The following is a 19,327-nucleotide window of genomic DNA, read 5'->3' on the forward strand; positions in this document are numbered from 1 at the left end:
AGCCTACACCATTTGTTTTACGGTGTTGCTTTGTCGCCGTGCTTATGTAATCCGAGAGCCTACACGATATTTACGGTGTTTATTTTTTGTTGCAACGGTTGGATTATTTACCGCTCACTATTCACGACTACTTTAATTGCTGTAATAACCGTCTCACGCTGGCATCCTTACTCAACAAATTATTTTTCAAAGCAGATTTTCCGCCCGCAGCATATACCGCAACCGCGGCTAACAACTGACCTAACTGTCTAGCACTACCTTGATCAAACTGGCAATGTGCACCGCCACTCAATGTCGCTAGCTGTGAGAAAATACTGCCAACCTTTGCATTATTTCCTTCTTGAAAAACAAATAAAGGCAGATTGAGTATTCCCAACTGGCCTGCTAAGGCTCCAAGTGAATCTGGGTTTTCTTCAACACTATCACCGACAAATACCAGTGCGTTTACTTTGTTTGCGCGAGTTTCACTCAATGCATGGGATAACACTTTGGCAATCTGGGTTTTCCCGGCCAGGCAGCGAACTGAAAGTAAGGCTTGTTTGATTTCATCGGCGCCGCGTGTCCAGGGAAGTGCTTTAAACTCTCCAAAACCCCGATAATAACAAAGCTGCACACTTAGAGTACTCACCTTATCGGCTTCGGTAAACATAGCCGCATGTTGTTGACTCGCCATATCCCAGCAGTGCTCACGACTTGCTGTGGCATCCATTGCAAATATCAATCTACCCTTGTCTTCGCCAGTGACCCGCGGAGTATTTTTGACTTGGCTAATGAATGCCTGAATATCTTGAGTACGCGACTTTTTATCAGGGAGCTTTGAGACCATGTGTTATTCCAGTTTCTGCTATATCTAAAGTAAATAATAAACACAAAAATAGAGTAACCTAAATAATGTAAAGTAACAAAATCAGCGCCGCTCAAGATTGCCGCTACTATAAGAACATGTGGCAATAGTAGGGCAAAGAGTCCGTCGTCAAGAAGTCCGACCCCTACCGCCGCCGTGATAACGAGAGGGTAGTGTGCTAAGCCGCTGAGTTATAGAGGACTGAAGTACATTATCGACTTTAAATTTTAGACACAAAAAAACCAGCTTTCGCTGGCCGTATTCTCATTTATAACAGAGTTGGTACACCCGAATGGACCGCTATCCACTACAGTGTTTTACTTCAAGAAGTCCGACTCCTACCTCCGCAGTTAACTAAAAGAGGCTAGTGTGTTAACCCGCTGAGTTATAGAGGGCTTAAGTATATTATCGACTTTAAAATTTAGACACAAAAAAACCAGCTTTCGCTGGCCGTATTCTCATTTATAAGAGAATTGGTACACCCGAGTGGACTTCGCTTTACCACATGAATACCGACCCCTATCGCCGCAGTTAACTAAGAGAGGGTAGTGCTCTAAACAGCTGAGCTATGGATTTATTAGCTTGTGAATATTAACTATTAATTTTAGACACAAAAAAACCAGCTTTCGCTGGCCGTATTCTCTTTTAAAAGAGAATTGGTACACCCGAGTGGACTTCGCTTTACCACATGAATACCGACCCCTACCGCCCCAGTTAACTAAGAGAGGGTAGTGCTCTAACCAGCTGAGCTACGGGTGTATAGATTGTTTCAATGTTTAGACTCTTTGAGAAGAGTGGTACACCCGAGTGGACTTCTTTTTACTACAAGAATACCGACCCTTTATCGCCGCAGTTAACTAAAAGAGGCTAGTGTGTTAACCCGCTGAGTTATAAAGGGCTTAAGTACATTTTCAGCTTTAAATTATAGATATAAAAAAACCAGCTTTCGCTGGCCGCATTCTCATTATAAATGAGAATTGGTACACCCGAGTGGACTCGAACCACCGACCCCTACCATGTCAAGGTAGTGCTCTAACCAGCTGAGCTACGGGTGTATATAGATTGTTTCAATGTTTAGACTCTTTGAGAAGAGTGGTACACCCGAGTGGACTCGAACCACCGACCCCTACCATGTCAAGGTAGTGCTCTAACCAGCTGAGCTACGGGTGTATTACTTATTTTTAATAAAATCAAAAACTTTAAAACATCTCGCTTCAAAGTGGATGCTATAGTAAGTGGGATAGCCTATAGCTTGCAAGCAAAAAAACCATTTTTATATCTAAATGGTGATTTGCTGTGCAACTTGCTTCAAGGTTAAGCAATGTTAAATGGTTAACCTTGGTAATTTGCATAAATTAGCCTATCTGGCTAAATACCAAACCTTTCTTCTGAATGTACTTTAATCTTATTGCAAATAAAATTGCCGCAGATGTTAATCCTGCAATTAACCCAATCCAAAATCCATGAGCGCCCATGGCAGGTCGAACAATGTCAGTATATCCCAACACATAACCTATGGTCATGCCAATACACCAATACGAAAACAAGGTAATGTAAAACGCACTTCGAGTGTCTTTATAGCCTCTTAGCGCTCCTGCGGCGACAACTTGGATGGAGTCGGATATTTGATAAAATGCAGCAAGCATCATCAAGCTACCCGCTAAGGTAACCACTTCAGGATTATCATTATAGAGTAATGCGATCTCATGCCTAAAGGTCACCGTCAGTAGGGCGGTAAACACGGCCAAGACTAAAGACAAACCTAATCCAACTTTAGCGACAAGCGCTGATATCTCAGGTTGACCGCGACCAAGGTAATAACCAATACGAATAGACACCGCAATACCAATAGATAATGGCAGCATAAATATGATTGAAGAGAAGTTAAGGGCTATTTGATGACTCGCCACTACATTGGCGCCAAGAGGTGCTAAAAATAACGCGATGACGGCAAATAGGCTGACTTCAAAAAATAATGCCATTGCAATTGGCATCCCCAGCTTTGTCATCGCCCACATGTTAGCTAAGTGCGGACGATAAAACTGTTTAAACGGTTCCAGCTCTTTAAAGGTTTTATCGACTAACATGTAAATGATCATGGCGGCTAACATAGCCCAAAACACAAGCGCTGTAGCTACACCACAACCCGCACCGCCCATTGCTGGAATACCAAAACCACCATAAATAAACACGTAATTGGCGGGTATATTGACGGCTAATCCAATAAAGCCAATCACCATCGTTGGCATAGTATAAGAAATACCCTCACTGCAACCGCGCAGTACTTGATACAACACGAAGGCAGGAGCGCCCCACAAAATAGCATCAATATAACCAACCGTTAACGCATGCAGCTTGGGTTCTAAATTCATTAGTTCGAGTAAATAAGTAGAAGATGTGAGAAAGAACATCACACCAATACCACCAATTATGGCAATATATCCAGCCTGAAACAGTATCGCGGGAATGGCTTGCTGATTATTTGCACCATGATATTGTGCAAATACCGGCGTAAAAGACATGAGTAAACCTTGAACAAATAAGATTGCAGGTAACCAAAGACTGGTGCCCACTGCAACTGCAGCCATGTCTACTGCGCTGACGCGGCCAGCCATAACGGTGTCAATAAAGCCCATCATGGTCTGAGTCACTTGTGCAATCAGTACCGGCAGCGCTAATTTTATCAAGCGTGAAATTTGAAACCCTGTATTATTCATTAAAAAACCTATAACGGAACGAGATAAAATATGTTTACTGGTATAGTTCAAGCCACTTGTGAGGTGGTCTCAATTAACAATGCTACAGGTCTTAAAACCTTTGAAATCGCTATGACGCCAGAGTTAACACAAGGATTAGTAACAGGTGCTAGCGTAGCCAATAATGGTGTTTGCCTTACTGCTACCAAGATACTAAATGATAAGGTTTTTTTCGATGTAATGGAAGAGACATTAGCCGTAACTAACCTAGGTAATACCAATGTCGGTGATAGGATAAACATTGAACGTTCGTTAACGTTTGGGTCCGAAATCGGTGGGCATATTTTATCAGGTCATGTGCATACTCTGGCCACAGTAAAAGCCGTGAGTCACACCGACGAGCACTATAATATAGAACTGCAAGTTGATCCGCAGTGGATGAACTACATTTTTTATAAAGGCTTTGTTGGAATTAACGGCTGTAGCTTAACGGTTGGTAAGCTCACTGACAATGGATTTATGCTGCATTTAATTCCTGAAACGTTAAAGCTGACCAATTTGGACGATTGCACCGTTGGCAGTAGGATTAATATCGAAATTGACAGTCAAACGCAGGTTATCGTTGATACCGTTGAGCGCATTTTGGCTAATAAGCAACTTGCGTAAATAAGCCACTCGTCATAAAGTGCCATAACTTGCTTGCTTCGCAGATTAAGCAGGCAAGTGCTATGGATTAATAAATTTGTTCATCGTCTGAATCGATATGAAGTTCTATTTTTCTACGATTATCATCTAGATGCATCCGAATGTGGATTGGATTACAACAAATACGACAGTCGTCATAATATTCTTGATCTCCTGAACTGGCATCTAAAGTGACATATTGATTATGCCCGCAATGGGGGCAACAAATGGCGCGCGAAAGCAGTCTCATAACTAATACTCCTCACTGACTCGTTATTAATAAGTATAGTGAGCATTTAGCATTTTGGATCATTCCTATGAATGATTCTATCAAATCAAAATATTATTCACTCAAAATAAAAACTAATGACATTTTATTTAATAATATTGTTTATAATTAGATAGTAATGATATCAATATAATTCACTGGTAATTAAATCGGTAATTAAATCGCCACATTGTATAAACAGTGACTGCGGCGCAGCGACTCGATCGAGATTGCACTAGTTAAATAATCGCTAATAACATTAGCCAGCTTCTTTTCATTTAATTTAGCAAAAAACACCATTTATACCTGTTATTCATCCCGTCATGGTTGCGCCATAATCCGCTTATCACATAGAATAGAGACCTGCGTTTTTGGGTAACTAAGACTCCTGTACTGTCTTGATTTCATTAGCGTGTCACTCGTTCAAAAAGAACATACTTAATTACCATGTGGCCCTACGTGTGGGTCACCACTGGACAAGGAATTTTCATGCCTATTATTACATTGCCTGATGGCAGCAAACGTGAGTTTGCCAATCCTGTATCGACTCTTGATGTTGCATTAGACATCGGCCCTGGTTTAGCTAAAGCGTGTATTGCTGGCCGAGTAAATGGTGAGCTAAAAGATGCAACAGACTTAATCACTGCAGATTCAGAGTTAGCTATCATTACTGCTAAAAACGAAGAGGGTGTTGAAATTCTCCGCCATTCTTGTGCCCATTTATTAGGTCACGCGATCAAACAAATGTGGCCTGAAACCAAAATGGCGATTGGCCCTGTGATCGATAACGGATTTTATTACGACATCGATTTAGATCATAAGCTGACGCATGAGGATATCGAAGCCTTAGAAAAGCGCATGCTTGATTTAGCAAAAACTAACTACGATGTGGTTAAAGAAGTTGTGTCTTGGCAACAGGCTCACGATGCATTTAGTGCTCGTGGCGAAGAATATAAAGTTGCCATTCTTGATGAAAACATCAGTAAAGACGCAACACCTGCGCTGTATAACCACGAAGAATACATTGATATGTGTCGTGGACCGCATGTACCTAACATGCGTTTTTGTCAGCATTTTAAATTGATGAGTGTTGCTGGTGCATACTGGCGTGGTAACTCAGATAACAAAATGCTACAACGTATTTATGGTACTGCTTGGGCAGATAAAAAAGCGTTGAAAACCCATTTAGTGCGCTTAGAAGAAGCCGCTAAGCGTGACCATCGTAAAATAGGTAAGCAATTAGATTTGTACCACATGCAAGAAGAAGCACCTGGAATGGTGTTTTGGCATAACGATGGTTGGAGCATATTTTTGGAGCTTGAGAAGTTCATTCGCCAAAAGCTAGGTCAATACACTTATCAAGAAGTGAAAGGCCCACTGATGATGGATCGTGCATTGTGGGAACGTTCTGGCCACTGGGATAAATACGCAGATGCCATGTTCACGACTAACAGCGAAAACCGTGAATACGCTATTAAGCCAATGAACTGCCCAGGACATGTACAGATTTTCAACCAAGGGTTAAAATCTTATCGAGACTTGCCATTACGTATGGCTGAATTTGGTTGTTGTCATCGTAACGAACCATCAGGTTCACTTCACGGTTTAATGCGCGTACGTGGTTTTACCCAAGACGACGCTCATGTTTTTTGTACTGATGATCAAGTTCAACAAGAAGTGAGTGCATGTATCCAAATGGTATATGACACATACGCGACATTTGGTTTCGACAACATCGAGGTTAAACTGTCAACGCGCCCTGAAAAACGTATTGGCGACGATGACATGTGGGACCGCGCTGAAGAGGCATTAAAGCAAGCACTTGCCAATAATAATATTGAATTTGAAATATTACCCGGTGAAGGTGCGTTTTATGGCCCAAAAATCGAATTTACTTTGCATGACTGTTTAGATCGTGCATGGCAATGTGGTACAGTACAACTCGATTATGCATTACCGAATCGTTTAGGCGCGACTTATGTCGCAGAAGACAACAGTCGCCAGACGCCAGTAATGATCCATCGTGCTATTTTAGGTTCTTTAGAACGTTTCATAGGTATCTTGATAGAAGAATACGCGGGTAAATTTCCAACATGGCTTGCTCCAACGCAAGTGGTTGTAATGAATATTACCGATAAACAAGCTGTTTATGTTGAAGAAATCGTTAAATTCTTCAAAGAACAGGGTATTCGAACATCTTTTGACTTGAGGAATGAGAAAATAGGCTTTAAGATACGCGAACACACTCTAAGACGTGTGCCTTATTTATTGGTCGTTGGTGATCAAGAAATGGAAAATAAGGAAGTAGCGGTGCGTACACGTGACGGTATCGATTTAGGCAAGTTAAAACTAGAAGATTTCGCCGCGATGATACGTCAACAGATTTCGCTCCGTAGTCTCAAATTGTTGGAGGAATAGGTCATAAAGATCAAAAGAACAGCAGGGCGACAGCCGGCCCCTAATAGAATCAATGATGAAATCACTGGTGTACCTGAAGTCCGTTTATCAGGTTTAGATGGTGAACCAATTGGTATATTAAGTATAAAAGAAGCTCAGAACGTTGCAGATGAAGCCGGAGTTGATCTTGTCGAGATCAGTCCCAATGCTGAGCCTCCTGTCTGTCGCATCATGGACTACGGTAAGTTCCTTTTTGATAAAGCGAAAGCTCAAAAGGAACAAAAGAAGAAGCAGAAACAGGTCCAGGTTAAGGAAATTAAATTCCGACCTGGAACTGATGATAACGACTATCAGGTAAAACTACGCAACCTGATTCGTTTTCTAGAAGATGGGGACAAAGCGAAAATTACGCTGCGTTTCCGTGGTCGCGAAATGGCACACCAAAACCTAGGTATGGATCTTTTGAACCGTATCAAGGCTGATTTGGAACCGTATGCGGTTGTCGAATCTTTCCCTAAAATGGAAGGTCGTCAAGCAATTATGGTGCTAGCACCTAAAAAGAAATAGTAGGGCAACCTAAAGTAGTAAAAGTCTCTTGAGGCTTTTGCTCGCCTTACGTTTATTAACGTCCCAATGCGGAGTTTTAGAAATGCCTAAAATGAAAACAGACAAGGGTGTAGCGAAGCGTTTTAAGAAAACCGCTAATGGTTTCAAGCGCAAGCAAGCACACTTACGTCACATTTTGACCAAGAAAAGCACTAAGCGTAAGCGTCACTTACGTGCTAAATGTTTAGTTGCTAAGTCTGACGTTCCAGCAATCGCGCGTCAATTACCATACGCTTAATTTAGGAGTTTAGAAAATGCCAAGAGTTAAGCGTGGTGTAACCGCACGTGCTCGTCACAAGAAAGTTTTAAAATTAGCTAAAGGTTATTATGGCGCTCGTAGCCGTACTTACCGTGTTGCTGTTCAGGCAGTAACAAAAGCTGGTCAATATGCTTACCGTGATCGTCGTCAGAAAAAACGTCAATTCCGTCAGTTATGGATTGCGCGTATTAATGCAGCGTCTCGTCAAAATGGTCTGTCTTACAGCCGTTTCATTAACGGCTTGAAAAAGGCGTCTATTGAAATCGATCGTAAGATTTTGGCTGACATCGCTGTTTTCGACAAAGTTGTTTTTGCAATTTTAGTTGAAAAAGCAAAAGAAGCGTTAAACTAAGTAATTAGTTGGTCGCTTTAAAAAGAGGAGCCTTCGGGTTCCTTTTTTTATATCTATTACAAAGTAAGAAGCCTCTTGCCATACAAAACGCTTACCATTTCATGCCTGCCACTTTCAGAGGTAATCTCAACTACAGACAAGAGAGTTGATAGAACAATAGCATTGAGCCTACTTCGATCAATTTATATCCCAAACTTGTCATTTATTAATCAGGCACCTCTACTCGTCAAACACTGCAATATTGTCAATGGATCCAATGTGGTTAGCCCGACAAAGGGCTATTTTATGTTTATTTACTATCGCAAGTTAAAGTTCGTTAGCAGTATAAAAAGTGAAAATGACCACATATTTAATGAAATTAGCATTATAATGTACCTAAAATTGAGGAATGTTTAACTTTTAATGAACTTTGTATCAACTATTAAAAGTCTCACTACTCACCGCTGGCATACAGTGGTATAACTAAATATATGTTCTCCATTCACTTCACTTAGGATAGTTGTAATGATCTTCTCTCAAGTCACGCTTGCTCCAGCAGACCCCATTTTAGGCTTAACGGATGCATTTAAAGCAGATGCTCGCCCTCACAAAGTCAACTTAGGGGTAGGTATTTATAAAGATGAAGCAGGGCAAACGCCTATATTATCTTCTGTAAAAAAAGCTGAAGCCATTTTACTTGAAACCGAAAAGACCAAGAATTATCTCGGTATTGAAGGTGTACAAGCTTACAATCAAGTTGTTCAAGATTTATTGTTTGGTCCTCAGAGTAATATTATTGCAAATAAACGTGCCGTTACAGCACAAGCACCCGGTGGTACAGGTTCATTACGCGTGGCTTCAGAATTTCTGGTCCGTAATACACGCTCAACAACAATTTGGGTCAGTAATCCTACTTGGGCTAATCATAAGAATATTTTTGAAACCGCAGGATTAACGGTTAAAGAATACCGTTACTACAAGGCTGAAACTCATGACATGGATTTCGACGCCATGTTGGCTGATTTAGCGAATGCCAATGCGGGAGATGTGATATTACTTCATGGTTGCTGTCATAACCCAACCGGTATCGACTTATCGATTGAACAATGGAAGCAAGTCGCGAACATTTGTGTAGAAAAATCTTTGCTACCGTTATTTGATTTTGCTTACCAAGGGTTTGGTGCTGGTATTGAAGAAGACGCCCAAGGTCTGCGCGCTGTTGCTTCCGTGGTGCCAGAGCTATTAATTGCTAACTCATTTTCTAAAAACTTTGGTTTGTATAACGAACGTATTGGTGCTGTCACTATCGTTGCAGAAAATCAAGATGATGCTGTTAGAAGCTTTAGCCAAATCAAAAAAAATATTCGTGCCAATTACTCTAATCCTCCGGCACACGGTGGGTTGATTGTTAGCACTATTTTATCTGATAAGGCACTGCGCCAAGAATGGGAAGCCGAGCTGACTCTAATGCGTGAACGTATTGCAGACATGCGCAGCTTATTTGTTGAAAGTCTCAAAGCTGAAGGCGTAAAACAGGATTTTAGTTTTATCTCGCGTCAAAATGGCATGTTCAGTTTTTCAGGTTTAAATAAAAGCCAAGTTGCCCGTTTAAAAGATGAATTCGCTATTTATATTGTCGGTTCTGGTCGTATTAGCGTTGCAGGTTTAACGAAAAACAATATGCCCGCTGTGTGTAAAGCTATTGCACAAGTGATTTAACATTAGCGACAGATTAAAAAAGGCTGCACTATGCAGCCTTTTCTATTATCTGTGCACCATAATCTTGTTGTCATTGTTGAATGCGAGTTCGAGTCGGTTCTTCGAATTAGATATCGATTCAAATCCAGTTTGACCCCATAGCAATACTTAGCAGGATCATTCTCTAGTTAATACTCTATTTTGGCAGCACTAACAGATACATTCTATACAGTAGCTGAAAGTATTTTAGTCAAATCAATGGCTTTACTATTTGATTGGTATGATCCACACACTTGGCTAATGGCCTCAGCTAACGCTAGTTTATCGTGTAAACCAGGATGATGCTGGCTTACTAACGGAAAATGATTAAAACGAACCCCATTCACTTCGGAGCACGCGAGCTCAATCTTATTGCCATGCTGAATAACATCGGCGATGACTTCCTTGCCTATAAGCTGGTTGAACCAAGCAATTTTATCTTCGATGCTAAAGGTGCTTGCTGGTGAATATTCGGGCGTTAAATTATCCACTAAAATAACATGCGCTTGAGAGTCTCGAATACTCTTGGTTAGCTGAGGGATCAATAACGGTGGCAGTATACTGGTTAAAAAACTACCAGGGCCGATGATAATTAAATCGGCTTCAGCGAGTGCACAGCACGCCTCTGATGTTGCTTCGACTTCAGGCTCTAATGATAATGCAATCGGCGCTTCTTTCATGCCGTCAACATTAAGTTCGCCAAAGACTTTGCTGCCACAATGCGTAAGTGCAACAAGATGAGTTGAAGCTTCAGACATCGGAATAATTTGCGTCTCAATTTTAAGTAAGCCACGAATTAAATTTACCGCTTCAAGCGGTCTTACACAAAGTTGATCGAGTGCGTGTAAAACCAGATTACCTAAATTATGCCCAGAAAGTTCATTATCACCCGTGAAACGATGATCGAATAACATCGAACCTAACGATGGCCTAAGGGCCAGATGGGAAAGACAATTACGTAAATCTCCCCACGCTATAGTTTGTTGATCCTGCCTCAGCCGGCCGGTAGATCCACCATTATCAGTGGTTGCAACAATCCCTGTTAATCTTGGGCCTAAAAAAGATAAAGCGGCAAGAATACGGCCTAATCCATGCCCGCCACCTATGGCTACCACATGATGATAATTATTGAGTTTTTGATCCAACATAATCTGTTCTCAAGTCCTTGAGTTGTTGAATAAGACGATATGCAGTCGATAAAGACTGCCCAGTTATCACGTTCAATCAATGTTAACTGTATATGGTCATTAAAGTGTAATTATTTTTCCGTTTTGCTGCCTATATTGGTCACAATCGGGACCCAAAGCCGATAAGCACCCCATCCACAAAAGCGCTTTACTGTATCCTATCGGTCATTAAGGTTATAATTAACGAGATTAGTAAGTTGAAAATGAATTTTTGATAAGGCAGGTACTGTTGAAGATAGGCAATATAGGTAAAGTAACATTTGCATTAGGCTTAGCCGTTGTTGCATTGTTGGCGATAAGACTCTTTATCATTCCTAATACGACTCAAGAATCAGTCACATCTGGAACTCATCAACTTAATGAAGTTGATCTAGGTGAAGTACCGTTGTTTGCTGAAATAGATGATGTAGTCACTAAAAAGCAAACGTTCTTTGATTACTTGCGGCCTTCGGTTGAAGCTCAAAATCAAATTATTATTCACGACCGTCAATTCATATTGGCCGTTATTGATAAAATCGATAATGATTTAGGCTTAAGTGGATCTGATAATGAGAGGTTGAATTCAATTCTTGAATATTATCAATATGATGTTAAATCATTTACGCGCAATACCTTAACGCCCTTATTAAAGCGCGTCGATATCATTCCAGTTGATATGGTGTTGGTACAAGCTGCCAACGAAAGCGGTTGGGGCAGTTCACGTTTTGCAATCGACGGGTTTAATTTTTTTGGCCAATGGTGTTTTACCGAGGGCTGTGGTTTAGTGCCATTAGCGAGGGCGGACGGCAAAAGCCATGAGGTGGCCGTATTTGATTCACCCAAAGAGTCAATTATTGCCTACATGATTAATTTAAACACGAATTCTGCGTATCGTTTATTTCGTTCTATTCGCGCTGATTTGCGGGCGCAAAAAATTAAGCTGACCGCCGAGAAATTGGTTTATGGCTTAATTAATTATTCAGAACGAAAGGACGAGTACATTGATGATCTACTCGACATGCTTAAACACAATAAGCCATATTTACAAGGGAACAAAGCTAATGCTTAATCGCACGCTAGTGATCGGATTTATTTTTATATCGTCTATTTTTATGGTTAGTAGCAGTGTTGCTGAAACTGTTTCATTAGAGTACAAAGGCTTTTACGATCGATTAAAGCAAGTGAATAAGCAAAACTATCCATTGGTTGAGGTAGCCTTTAGTGTACCGATCACATCAGATTGCACCATAGTGTCAGGTAGTATCACTACCGAAAAAGAGCAGTTCCCACTACCGTATAATGAGCAACAGCGCTTATTTATTCCCTACGATCCGCAGTTGAAATCTGACCGAGGTTTGGTCAATATCAATGTGACCGGTGATGCAGAACAATGTGCCATTGCCATGCAGGTTCGCGCTAAAGAAACCAAGCTAAATTTCACTCAAACGGAACTGTTAGCACTAACCGGCGATATGAATAAGCTGCTTGATGGATTACAAGGTTTTCCGATGAAGTATTTTCGTAAACCGATTAGTGGACTGACATTTGAGTTTGCCAACCAACACAATAACGGCACTATCATTATGGCAACCATTGACGGTGTAGAATCGACAGTGGATCAGAAATACACACTGACACAGGCCAAAATTAATCAACTGCAACATCTTTCATTTAATCAGCAACCAACTGTTGTCAGTCCATTCGTCATGAAATAATGTCGGACTGTTATTCGAGCTAGATAAGCTCTACTCGAATAATTAGGCTAAACGTTTTTGTAAAACCAATTGATGTAATAATAAAGGCGTTGATATCAACTCCTTTATTTTATCTGTTAACGGGTGAATGCCATTATTATGGCGTAAACGTTGCGACTACATCGATTCGATTACTGATATCTAAATCGATATGACCATTATTACTGATATCAACAAAATCAAAAGCAGGTAAATCTGCATCAGCAATATCACCCGTGTTTACAACATCTGAATTTCGTTGCAATGAAACAAAATCAAACTGCTCGCGGTCAACACCTTGCGATGGTGCGGTATTTTGCATTGCGGTAAAAATAGTTTCAATGCGACCAGGATATTGTTTATCCCAAAGCTGTAACATATCTTTAATCGCACCTCGTTTTAAATTTTCTTGCGAGCCACATAAGTTGCAAGGAATGATAGGAAACGATTTCAATGTCGAATATTCTTCAATGTCTTTTTCACGGCAATAGGCCAACGGACGAATAACCATATTGGCACCGTCATCAGATAACAGTTTAGGTGGCATAGATTTTTGTTTGCCGGCATAAAACATATTTAAAAATAAGGTTTCAATAATGTCGTCACGGTGATGACCTAGTGCAATTTTTGTTGCCCCTATGTGTTGGGCGAAACCATAAAGCGTACCACGACGCAAACGAGAACACAGTGAACATGTCGTTTTGCCTTCGGGTATCTTTTCTTTGACAATAGAATAGGTATCTTTTTCAAGAATATGGTAAGCGACACCTAACTCATCTAAGTATGCTGGCAACACATGTTCAGGAAAACCAGGTTGTTTTTGATCTAAGTTAACCGCGACAATTTCAAATTTAATTGGCGCGCGTCGTTGAAGATTTAATAAAATATCCAGCATAGTGTAGCTGTCTTTGCCACCGGATAGGCAACACATAACGCGATCACCATCTTCGATCATATTATAATCCGCAATCGCTGAACCGACTTCATGTCGTAAACGTTTTTGCAGCTTATTTATACGAGTTATATTATTTTCAGAGATTGTATCAACTTCAGACATAAAAAATGCGCCCAGTAACTAAGTGTTTCAGGGCGCGTATTATTCCAGCATTCGAGGTCAGGGTAAAGAAGTTAACCTCTTCTAATGGAGACTAATCTTCTAAAGGTGATTTATATCCATCAGGTTTAATCGCCAACAAATCACAATTAATACTGTCGATGACATGTTCAGCCGTATTACCAATTAATGTAGCAGAAAAACCTGTGCGGCCAACTGTACCAAGTACAACTAATTCTGCATCTAATTTGGTCGAGATTTCAGGAATAACATCTTCAGGTAATCCTTCTTCAACATGGCAGTTTTCTAATGGAATATTATAAGCTTGAGCTAAATACTGTACTCGTTGCTCATGCTGCATGCGCACAGTATTGTTATACACACTGGCATCAAAGTCGGGGAGTTCGATAGCGAGATTTACTGGCGTACCAGGATACCCATTAACTAAGTGCACACTTGCAGAGAATTTTTTGGCTAAATCGAGAGCGTGATTAATGATTTTACCGTTAAGAGTTTGATGATCTTCATCTTCGGTAGCAACGTTGACCGCACAGACAATCTTGCCTGCAACTGGCCAATCATGTTCTTTGACTAACAACACCGGGACAGGAGACTTACGCATTAAATGCCAATCTGTAGGGGTAAAAATGACCGCTTTTAATTTATGATGTTCATGTGTGCTTTTAACAATCAAATCATAATGACCTTTTATCGCATGATTTATCACACTTTCGAAAGGGCGGTTATGCCAAACAACTTCAGTATTAATGTTAATATTAAGCTTATCAAAACCACTTATGGCGTTTTCTAACCAGGCAACACGCTGATCGATGACACCTTGTCGCATAGCTTCACGTTCTTGGCTAGATAAAATAGAGGTCATTTCATATGAGAAATCAAAAATAGATAAAAATGCGGTTATCTCTGCCTGACTTTTTGACGCTAACTCAACAGCACGTGCCAATGCGGGTTGATGATCCGTTGTAGGATTAATCACCACTAATATCTTTTTATAATCCTTCATATAACCTCCAAGCTGTTAAGTTTTTATTGATATTATCTATTGATAGTATTACCGTTTACTAATACTTAAACATTGAGATAGATCATACTAATTTAATTTAAGTGGCGATGCGAGCATTTCCAGCAAGGCTACTTAACGCGGAATGATCAATAATAGAAATGTACTTACCTTTGACTTCAATTAAGCCTGACTTTTGGAACCGGCCCAATAAACGGCTAATCGTTTCAACCGTTAGCCCCAAATAATTACCGATATCACCGCGAGTCATCGAAAGTCTAAATTCATGGGGCGAGAACCCCCGTTTACCGAAGCGATTAGCAAGATTATTGATAAATGCGGCCAAACGTTCTTCGGCATTTTTCTTGGAAAGCAGGAGGATCATTTCTTGATCACTCATAATTTCATTACTCATCAATCGCATAATTTGCTGGCGCAGTTTAGGCATAGATCCAGATAAATCATCTAAGGTATCGTAGGGGATTTCACAGACCATTGAGGTTTCTAAGGCTTGGGCAAAACTCTGATGACGTTGGGCATGGATACCATCAAAACCAATGACGTCACCCGCAAGATGAAAACCAGTAATTTGTTCATCACCTTGTTCTGTAATGGTATAGCTTTTAATCGTACCGGAACGGATCGCATACAATGACTTAAGTACGTCTCCGGATTTGAAGATAAGATCACCTTTTTGAATGGGTTTTTTACGCTCAATAATATTATCGAGTTTATCTAGCTCTTCATTATTTAACGTAAAGGGTATACACAGGGCTTCCATACTGCAATCGTGGCAATGAATGGCGCAACCGCTAGTAGATGGACGAGTTTTAATGAAATCTGAAGGCATACCCATTCTCAATTTATGAAGACATCACCATGTTATACCATTCCGCATTAATAAGGTACTCCTCAACATGAGAGTTGCACTTGCTAAATGAAGTGAATGGACGGTGTAATAGTTACACGTTTGCGGTTAAGCAAAAGTCCAATAATAACTTACCTCGTTCGAACGCTCCGTAGACACAAGAGTATCTTGTAACGACTGAGTGAATAAACGCTTTAAATACTTAAAATTTCGGTAATACCTATTGATTATAAGGGTATTTATACCGAATCGCACATTGAATAACGAAAGGTTATCTATAGCTTAACGACAATATGTTACTCAGTTATCGTTACCAACTAGTTTAGTTGATTAAAAGCAATATAAAGAGTCTGCAATCCAAATAATACTAATAAGCCGCCGCTGAATAATCTCACTGCACGTTTTTGTACCCATTGGGCCAAGGTTTTTGCCGCCAATCCTGCAGCAAATAACGCGGGTAGCGTACCCAAACCAAAAGCCAACATAATCAAGCCACCTTGTAATGCGCTACCTGACGCGACGGACCAAGTTAACGTACTGTACACTAGACCGCAAGGTAACCAGCCCCAAACCATGCCGGCTAGCACTGCTTGCATTGGATGAGTAATCGGCATTATTTTACGTGTAAGCGGCTGTATATAACGCCAAAGGAGTTTACCTACTTTTTCAATGTGCACAATACCAAACCATATCTGAGCGATATACAGCCCAGTGAGTATCATCATGGTCCCAGCGATAATGCGCAGAACAATTAAATAGTTATCGGCATCGAATAAATGGCCTAAAGCAGACACGCTACCACCGACAATGGCTCCTGCAACGGTATAGCTAAAAATTCGGCCCAGATTATAACTAAATAGAAACGTTAATTGTGTCGCTAAGCGGTTCTGGCCATGGGTGGGTATATTTGCAGAAAAAGCCCCAATCAACCCGCCACACATTCCAAAGCAATGGGCTGCGCCCATTAAACCAACAATAAACGCGCCACCGAGGTTATATTCAATCACGGTTTTGACTCTGGTTTATCATCGAGAGTATCCGAACCAACGAGTTCAGCACTGGTAGAATTGGAAGGATGACTATTAGTGCTGTCGTTAACGTTAGTATTGGCTTTTATATCGTCTTCATCAAATAAAATGGATACACTTTGTCTATCTAAATCATCAAATTGCTCAGACTTTACCGCCCAAAAGAAGAGAGACACTGCAATTAATACAAATAGCATCGCAATGGGGATTAAGACGTAAATGATACTCATAATTTTATCCTAAGAAGCCGTAAACTGTTGCTCACCACGATCAGTGAACTCACAGACATGCCAATAGCTGCAATATATGGGGCAACATGCCCAGTCACTGCTAATGGCAAAATTACCATGTTATAAGCAAAAGCCCATAACAAATTTTGATGAATAATTCGCTGTGCTTGCTTAGCAACATAAATGGCATCATTAAAGCGTGATAAGTGATCGCCCAGTAAAATTAAGTCGGCACTGTTTTTGGCTATAGCGCTACCGCTGCCCATAGCTACCGACAAATTTGCTCCGGCTAATACTGGCGCGTCATTAATACCGTCGCCAAACATGGCCACATTGGCTTTTTGTTGTAATCGATTAACTAATGCTAACTTACCTTGAGGCGATAAACCTGAATGCACATCTGAAATACCTATTTTGTTTGCTAAAAACTCAACATGACCCGAACTATCACCACTGGCTATACTCAGTTTTATATTGGCCGCTTTTAACGCATTGACAGTTGCTAAACTGTCGACACGTAACTGGTCTAGCATCTCAATTTTTGCAACCAATTTATTATCGATAGACAAAAAAATCCACTGACTTTCTAATGCTTGTGGCGACACTCGATTGCAGTCTGGGGTAACAAATTGTGCCGTTCCAATACAGACTTGTTGTTGATTAATACAGGCTCGAATACCTAATCCAATATGATGGTCAACATGTTCAACAATGTGCTTGTTATCATAAAAGGGTTTAAATGCTAACGCGATAGGATGTAAAGAACCTTGTTCGGTGGCTGCCGCTAATGATAACACTTGCTCTGATGAATATTGTCCAAAGGTTTGCACTTCACCAATGGATAAATAACCGCATGTTAAGGTTCCGGTCTTATCAAACACCACATGATCGATTTTAGTGAGCTTTTCAAAAATCCCAGTCTTTCTCGGAATAACACCCAACTTAGTAAAAATAGCCGTGGCGCAAGTCACTGCTGTCGGCGTAGCAAGGGCGAGGGCGCAGGGACACGTCGCCACTAATACCGACAAGGTAATCCAAAAGGCATCATCGGGAGAAATAGATAACCAAACCAAATAGGTTATTGCTGCTATCGATAATATTGATGCGGAAAAGTAACGCGCTAAACGGTCGGCCACTAAAGCAATGGCGGGTTTGTTGTTGGACGCAAGCTCTTGCAGGCGAATAATTTCAGCTACCAGTTGATCTTGTCCTAGCGCAGTGACGCGAACTTGAAGAGGTTGTTCGATATTAATCGTTCCCGCATAAACTTTATCAGCAAGGTGTTTGCTTATTGGCATTTGTTCACCGGTAAGCATGGCCTCATTGACACTTGATTGCCCTAAAACCACCTCGGCGTCTGCCGCAATGACTTCACCCGGTTTTACCAAGATAATATCGCCAATGGTTAATTGTTTAGCGGCAATTTCAGTGGCATCACCATTACGCAGTAAATGCGCAGTGAGCGGCACAAGCTTATGAAGATTACTTGAACTGACCGATGCTTTTTGCCGAGCGGATTGTTCAAAATAACGGCCCAGCAATAAGAAAAAGGTAAACATAGACACAGATTCAAAATACACTTCGCCATTGCCCTGAATCGTCGCCACACAACTGGCAACATAAGCGCCTAAAATAGCGATAGAGACCGATACATCCATATTAAGCTTGCCACTTAATAGGCTGCGAAGTGCACTGAAATAAAACGGTTGCGCAGAATACAGCACCACAGGTGCGGCAAACATTAAACTGACCCAACGAAAATAATCACGGAACTCAACATCTAAGCCGGTGAAATATCCCGTGTATAAGGCGAGGGCAAACATCATCACCTGCATGGTGGCAAACCCTGCGAGGCCTAGACGGAGTAAGAATTTACGGCTGTCCACTTTTGATTGTTTTTCTTGTTCATCAACCTGATAAGGTGCAGCTTGATAGCCAACTTTACTGATTATCTGCAGAATTTCGCTGAGTTGAATAATGTGACTGTCCCAACTGACTAACGCCCGTTGAGTCGTAGAATTGACTAACACATTAGTAATACCGGCAACGGGCTTAAGTTTGTGTTCAATTAACCACGCACAAGCTGCGCAAGTAATACCGTCAATTGACAGGGATGTTGAATCAATTGCGCCTTGCTTATGGACAAAATCTTGCTGTACTTCAGGTAAATCATAGGCACTATATTGGGATAATTGTTCAGGCACCAGTGCCGTTTGACGCTGACCTGGTTCACTTCTAAAATGATAATAGCTGCTTAAGCCTGCATCCATAATGGCTTGCGAAACCGCTTGGCAACCAGGGCAACACATAGGTTGTTGTTGCCCTTGAATTAATGTGGTGTATTGTTCACCTGTGGTGACAGGCTCATTACAATGAAAACAAGGTGTCATCTCTTTATATCAACT

At 40.9% G+C, this 19,327-nt stretch carries 18 protein-coding genes and 3 tRNA genes; 8 read left to right on the forward strand and 13 right to left on the reverse strand.

What is annotated here, in order from left to right:
• Positions 1-127 precede the first annotated feature (127 nt).
• From CXF80_RS03800 to CXF80_RS03815, 5 genes are all read right to left on the reverse strand, one after another.
• Positions 128-826 carry a hypothetical protein gene (locus CXF80_RS03800; RefSeq protein WP_101031392.1) on the reverse strand — a complete coding sequence of 233 codons (699 nt, stop codon included), beginning with the start codon at positions 824-826 and terminating at the stop codon, positions 128-130.
• A 675-nt stretch (positions 827-1,501) separates the two neighbouring features.
• A tRNA-OTHER gene (locus CXF80_RS20025) sits at positions 1,502-1,603 on the reverse strand.
• A 219-nt stretch (positions 1,604-1,822) separates the two neighbouring features.
• Positions 1,823-1,899, reverse strand: a tRNA-Val gene (locus tag CXF80_RS03805).
• A gap of 38 nt (positions 1,900-1,937) precedes the next feature.
• Positions 1,938-2,014 (reverse strand) — tRNA-Val (locus CXF80_RS03810).
• A 185-nt stretch (positions 2,015-2,199) separates the two neighbouring features.
• Positions 2,200-3,561 (reverse strand): MATE family efflux transporter, encoded by a 1,362-nt coding sequence (locus CXF80_RS03815; RefSeq protein ID WP_101031394.1) that lies wholly within the window; start codon positions 3,559-3,561, stop codon positions 2,200-2,202.
• A 30-nt stretch (positions 3,562-3,591) separates the two neighbouring features.
• Between CXF80_RS03815 and CXF80_RS03820 the strand changes: the two genes are divergently transcribed.
• Positions 3,592-4,206 (forward strand): riboflavin synthase subunit alpha, encoded by a 615-nt coding sequence (locus tag CXF80_RS03820; protein ID WP_101031396.1) that lies wholly within the window; start codon positions 3,592-3,594, stop codon positions 4,204-4,206.
• Positions 4,207-4,273: 67 nt separating this feature from the next.
• On the opposite strand, the gene CXF80_RS03825 is transcribed toward CXF80_RS03820, so the two are convergent.
• The gene (locus tag CXF80_RS03825) at positions 4,274-4,474 is read right to left on the reverse strand and encodes a CPXCG motif-containing cysteine-rich protein (RefSeq protein ID WP_101031398.1); all 201 of its coding nucleotides are present in this window, start codon (positions 4,472-4,474) and stop codon (positions 4,274-4,276) included.
• Between the two features lie 507 nt (positions 4,475-4,981).
• Here CXF80_RS03825 and thrS point away from each other — a divergent pair.
• The 5 genes from thrS (at position 4,982) to CXF80_RS03850 (ending at position 9,804) form a co-directional block, all read left to right on the forward strand.
• Positions 4,982-6,910 carry a threonine--tRNA ligase gene (thrS, locus tag CXF80_RS03830; RefSeq protein WP_101031400.1) on the forward strand — a complete coding sequence of 643 codons (1,929 nt, stop codon included), beginning with the start codon at positions 4,982-4,984 and terminating at the stop codon, positions 6,908-6,910.
• A 3-nt stretch (positions 6,911-6,913) separates the two neighbouring features.
• Positions 6,914-7,456, forward strand: a complete 543-nt coding sequence (infC, locus tag CXF80_RS03835) for a translation initiation factor IF-3 (RefSeq protein ID WP_101031402.1) — start codon at positions 6,914-6,916, stop codon at positions 7,454-7,456.
• Positions 7,457-7,538: 82 nt separating this feature from the next.
• A complete protein-coding gene (rpmI, locus tag CXF80_RS03840) occupies positions 7,539-7,733 on the forward strand; it encodes a 50S ribosomal protein L35 (protein ID WP_011496149.1) in 195 nt (64 codons plus the stop codon).
• Positions 7,734-7,749: 16 nt separating this feature from the next.
• Positions 7,750-8,106: a 50S ribosomal protein L20 gene (gene rplT / locus CXF80_RS03845; RefSeq protein WP_101031404.1), complete on the forward strand. Its 357-nt coding sequence runs from the start codon at positions 7,750-7,752 to the stop codon at positions 8,104-8,106.
• Positions 8,107-8,610: 504 nt separating this feature from the next.
• Positions 8,611-9,804, forward strand: a complete 1,194-nt coding sequence (locus tag CXF80_RS03850; protein WP_101031406.1) for an amino acid aminotransferase — start codon at positions 8,611-8,613, stop codon at positions 9,802-9,804.
• 203 nt (positions 9,805-10,007) lie between these two features.
• Here CXF80_RS03850 and yvcK read toward each other — a convergent pair whose 3' ends face one another.
• Positions 10,008-10,970, reverse strand: coding sequence for a uridine diphosphate-N-acetylglucosamine-binding protein YvcK (gene yvcK / locus CXF80_RS03855; RefSeq protein WP_232772034.1), 963 nt, complete (start codon positions 10,968-10,970; stop codon positions 10,008-10,010).
• A 268-nt stretch (positions 10,971-11,238) separates the two neighbouring features.
• Here yvcK and CXF80_RS03860 point away from each other — a divergent pair, with 268 nt between their 5' ends.
• Both CXF80_RS03860 and CXF80_RS03865 read left to right on the forward strand, forming a co-directional pair.
• Positions 11,239-12,057 (forward strand): glucosaminidase domain-containing protein, encoded by an 819-nt coding sequence (locus tag CXF80_RS03860; RefSeq protein WP_101031408.1) that lies wholly within the window; start codon positions 11,239-11,241, stop codon positions 12,055-12,057.
• Positions 12,050-12,703 carry a DUF2987 domain-containing protein gene (locus CXF80_RS03865; RefSeq protein ID WP_101031410.1) on the forward strand — a complete coding sequence of 218 codons (654 nt, stop codon included), beginning with the start codon at positions 12,050-12,052 and terminating at the stop codon, positions 12,701-12,703. The genes CXF80_RS03860 and CXF80_RS03865 overlap by 8 nt, the downstream gene beginning before the upstream one ends.
• A 136-nt stretch (positions 12,704-12,839) precedes the next feature.
• Here the strand turns inward: CXF80_RS03865 and ttcA are convergent, their stop codons facing one another.
• The 6 genes from ttcA to CXF80_RS03895 form a co-directional block, all read right to left on the reverse strand.
• Positions 12,840-13,778, reverse strand: coding sequence for a tRNA 2-thiocytidine(32) synthetase TtcA (ttcA, locus tag CXF80_RS03870; protein WP_101031412.1), 939 nt, complete (start codon positions 13,776-13,778; stop codon positions 12,840-12,842).
• Between the two features lie 91 nt (positions 13,779-13,869).
• Entirely contained in the window at positions 13,870-14,799 is a 930-nt protein-coding gene (uspE, locus tag CXF80_RS03875) for a universal stress protein UspE (protein ID WP_101031414.1), read from the reverse strand.
• A 97-nt stretch (positions 14,800-14,896) separates the two neighbouring features.
• The gene (gene etrA, locus CXF80_RS03880; RefSeq protein WP_101031416.1) at positions 14,897-15,646 is read right to left on the reverse strand and encodes an electron transport transcriptional regulator EtrA; all 750 of its coding nucleotides are present in this window, start codon (positions 15,644-15,646) and stop codon (positions 14,897-14,899) included.
• 335 nt (positions 15,647-15,981) lie between these two features.
• Positions 15,982-16,671 carry a sulfite exporter TauE/SafE family protein gene (locus CXF80_RS03885; protein WP_101031418.1) on the reverse strand — a complete coding sequence of 230 codons (690 nt, stop codon included), beginning with the start codon at positions 16,669-16,671 and terminating at the stop codon, positions 15,982-15,984.
• Complete coding sequence (ccoS, locus tag CXF80_RS03890) at positions 16,668-16,922, reverse strand: cbb3-type cytochrome oxidase assembly protein CcoS (protein ID WP_101031420.1); 255 nt, start codon at positions 16,920-16,922, stop codon at positions 16,668-16,670. The genes CXF80_RS03885 and ccoS overlap by 4 nt, the downstream gene beginning before the upstream one ends.
• Entirely contained in the window at positions 16,919-19,312 is a 2,394-nt protein-coding gene (locus CXF80_RS03895; RefSeq protein ID WP_101031422.1) for a heavy metal translocating P-type ATPase, read from the reverse strand. Before CXF80_RS03895 ends, ccoS begins: the two co-directional genes overlap by 4 nt.
• Positions 19,313-19,327: the final 15 nt, after the last annotated feature.

The organism is Shewanella sp. Actino-trap-3 (assembly GCF_002836275.1).
Taxonomy (GTDB): domain Bacteria; phylum Pseudomonadota; class Gammaproteobacteria; order Enterobacterales; family Shewanellaceae; genus Shewanella; species Shewanella psychromarinicola.

Coding starts and splice junctions, on each gene's coding strand:
- CXF80_RS03800 (WP_101031392.1), bottom strand. CDS start 826: ATGGTCTCAAAGCTCCCTGATAAAAAGTCGCGTACTCAAGATATTCAG.
- CXF80_RS03815 (WP_101031394.1), bottom strand. CDS start 3,561: ATGAATAATACAGGGTTTCAAATTTCACGCTTGATAAAATTAGCGCTG.
- CXF80_RS03820 (WP_101031396.1), top strand. CDS start 3,592: ATGTTTACTGGTATAGTTCAAGCCACTTGTGAGGTGGTCTCAATTAAC.
- CXF80_RS03825 (WP_101031398.1), bottom strand. CDS start 4,474: ATGAGACTGCTTTCGCGCGCCATTTGTTGCCCCCATTGCGGGCATAAT.
- thrS (WP_101031400.1), top strand. CDS start 4,982: ATGCCTATTATTACATTGCCTGATGGCAGCAAACGTGAGTTTGCCAAT.
- rpmI (WP_011496149.1), top strand. CDS start 7,539: ATGCCTAAAATGAAAACAGACAAGGGTGTAGCGAAGCGTTTTAAGAAA.
- rplT (WP_101031404.1), top strand. CDS start 7,750: ATGCCAAGAGTTAAGCGTGGTGTAACCGCACGTGCTCGTCACAAGAAA.
- CXF80_RS03850 (WP_101031406.1), top strand. CDS start 8,611: ATGATCTTCTCTCAAGTCACGCTTGCTCCAGCAGACCCCATTTTAGGC.
- yvcK (WP_232772034.1), bottom strand. CDS start 10,970: ATGTTGGATCAAAAACTCAATAATTATCATCATGTGGTAGCCATAGGT.
- CXF80_RS03865 (WP_101031410.1), top strand. CDS start 12,050: ATGCTTAATCGCACGCTAGTGATCGGATTTATTTTTATATCGTCTATT.
- ttcA (WP_101031412.1), bottom strand. CDS start 13,778: ATGTCTGAAGTTGATACAATCTCTGAAAATAATATAACTCGTATAAAT.
- uspE (WP_101031414.1), bottom strand. CDS start 14,799: ATGAAGGATTATAAAAAGATATTAGTGGTGATTAATCCTACAACGGAT.
- etrA (WP_101031416.1), bottom strand. CDS start 15,646: ATGCCTTCAGATTTCATTAAAACTCGTCCATCTACTAGCGGTTGCGCC.
- ccoS (WP_101031420.1), bottom strand. CDS start 16,922: ATGAGTATCATTTACGTCTTAATCCCCATTGCGATGCTATTTGTATTA.
- CXF80_RS03895 (WP_101031422.1), bottom strand. CDS start 19,312: ATGACACCTTGTTTTCATTGTAATGAGCCTGTCACCACAGGTGAACAA.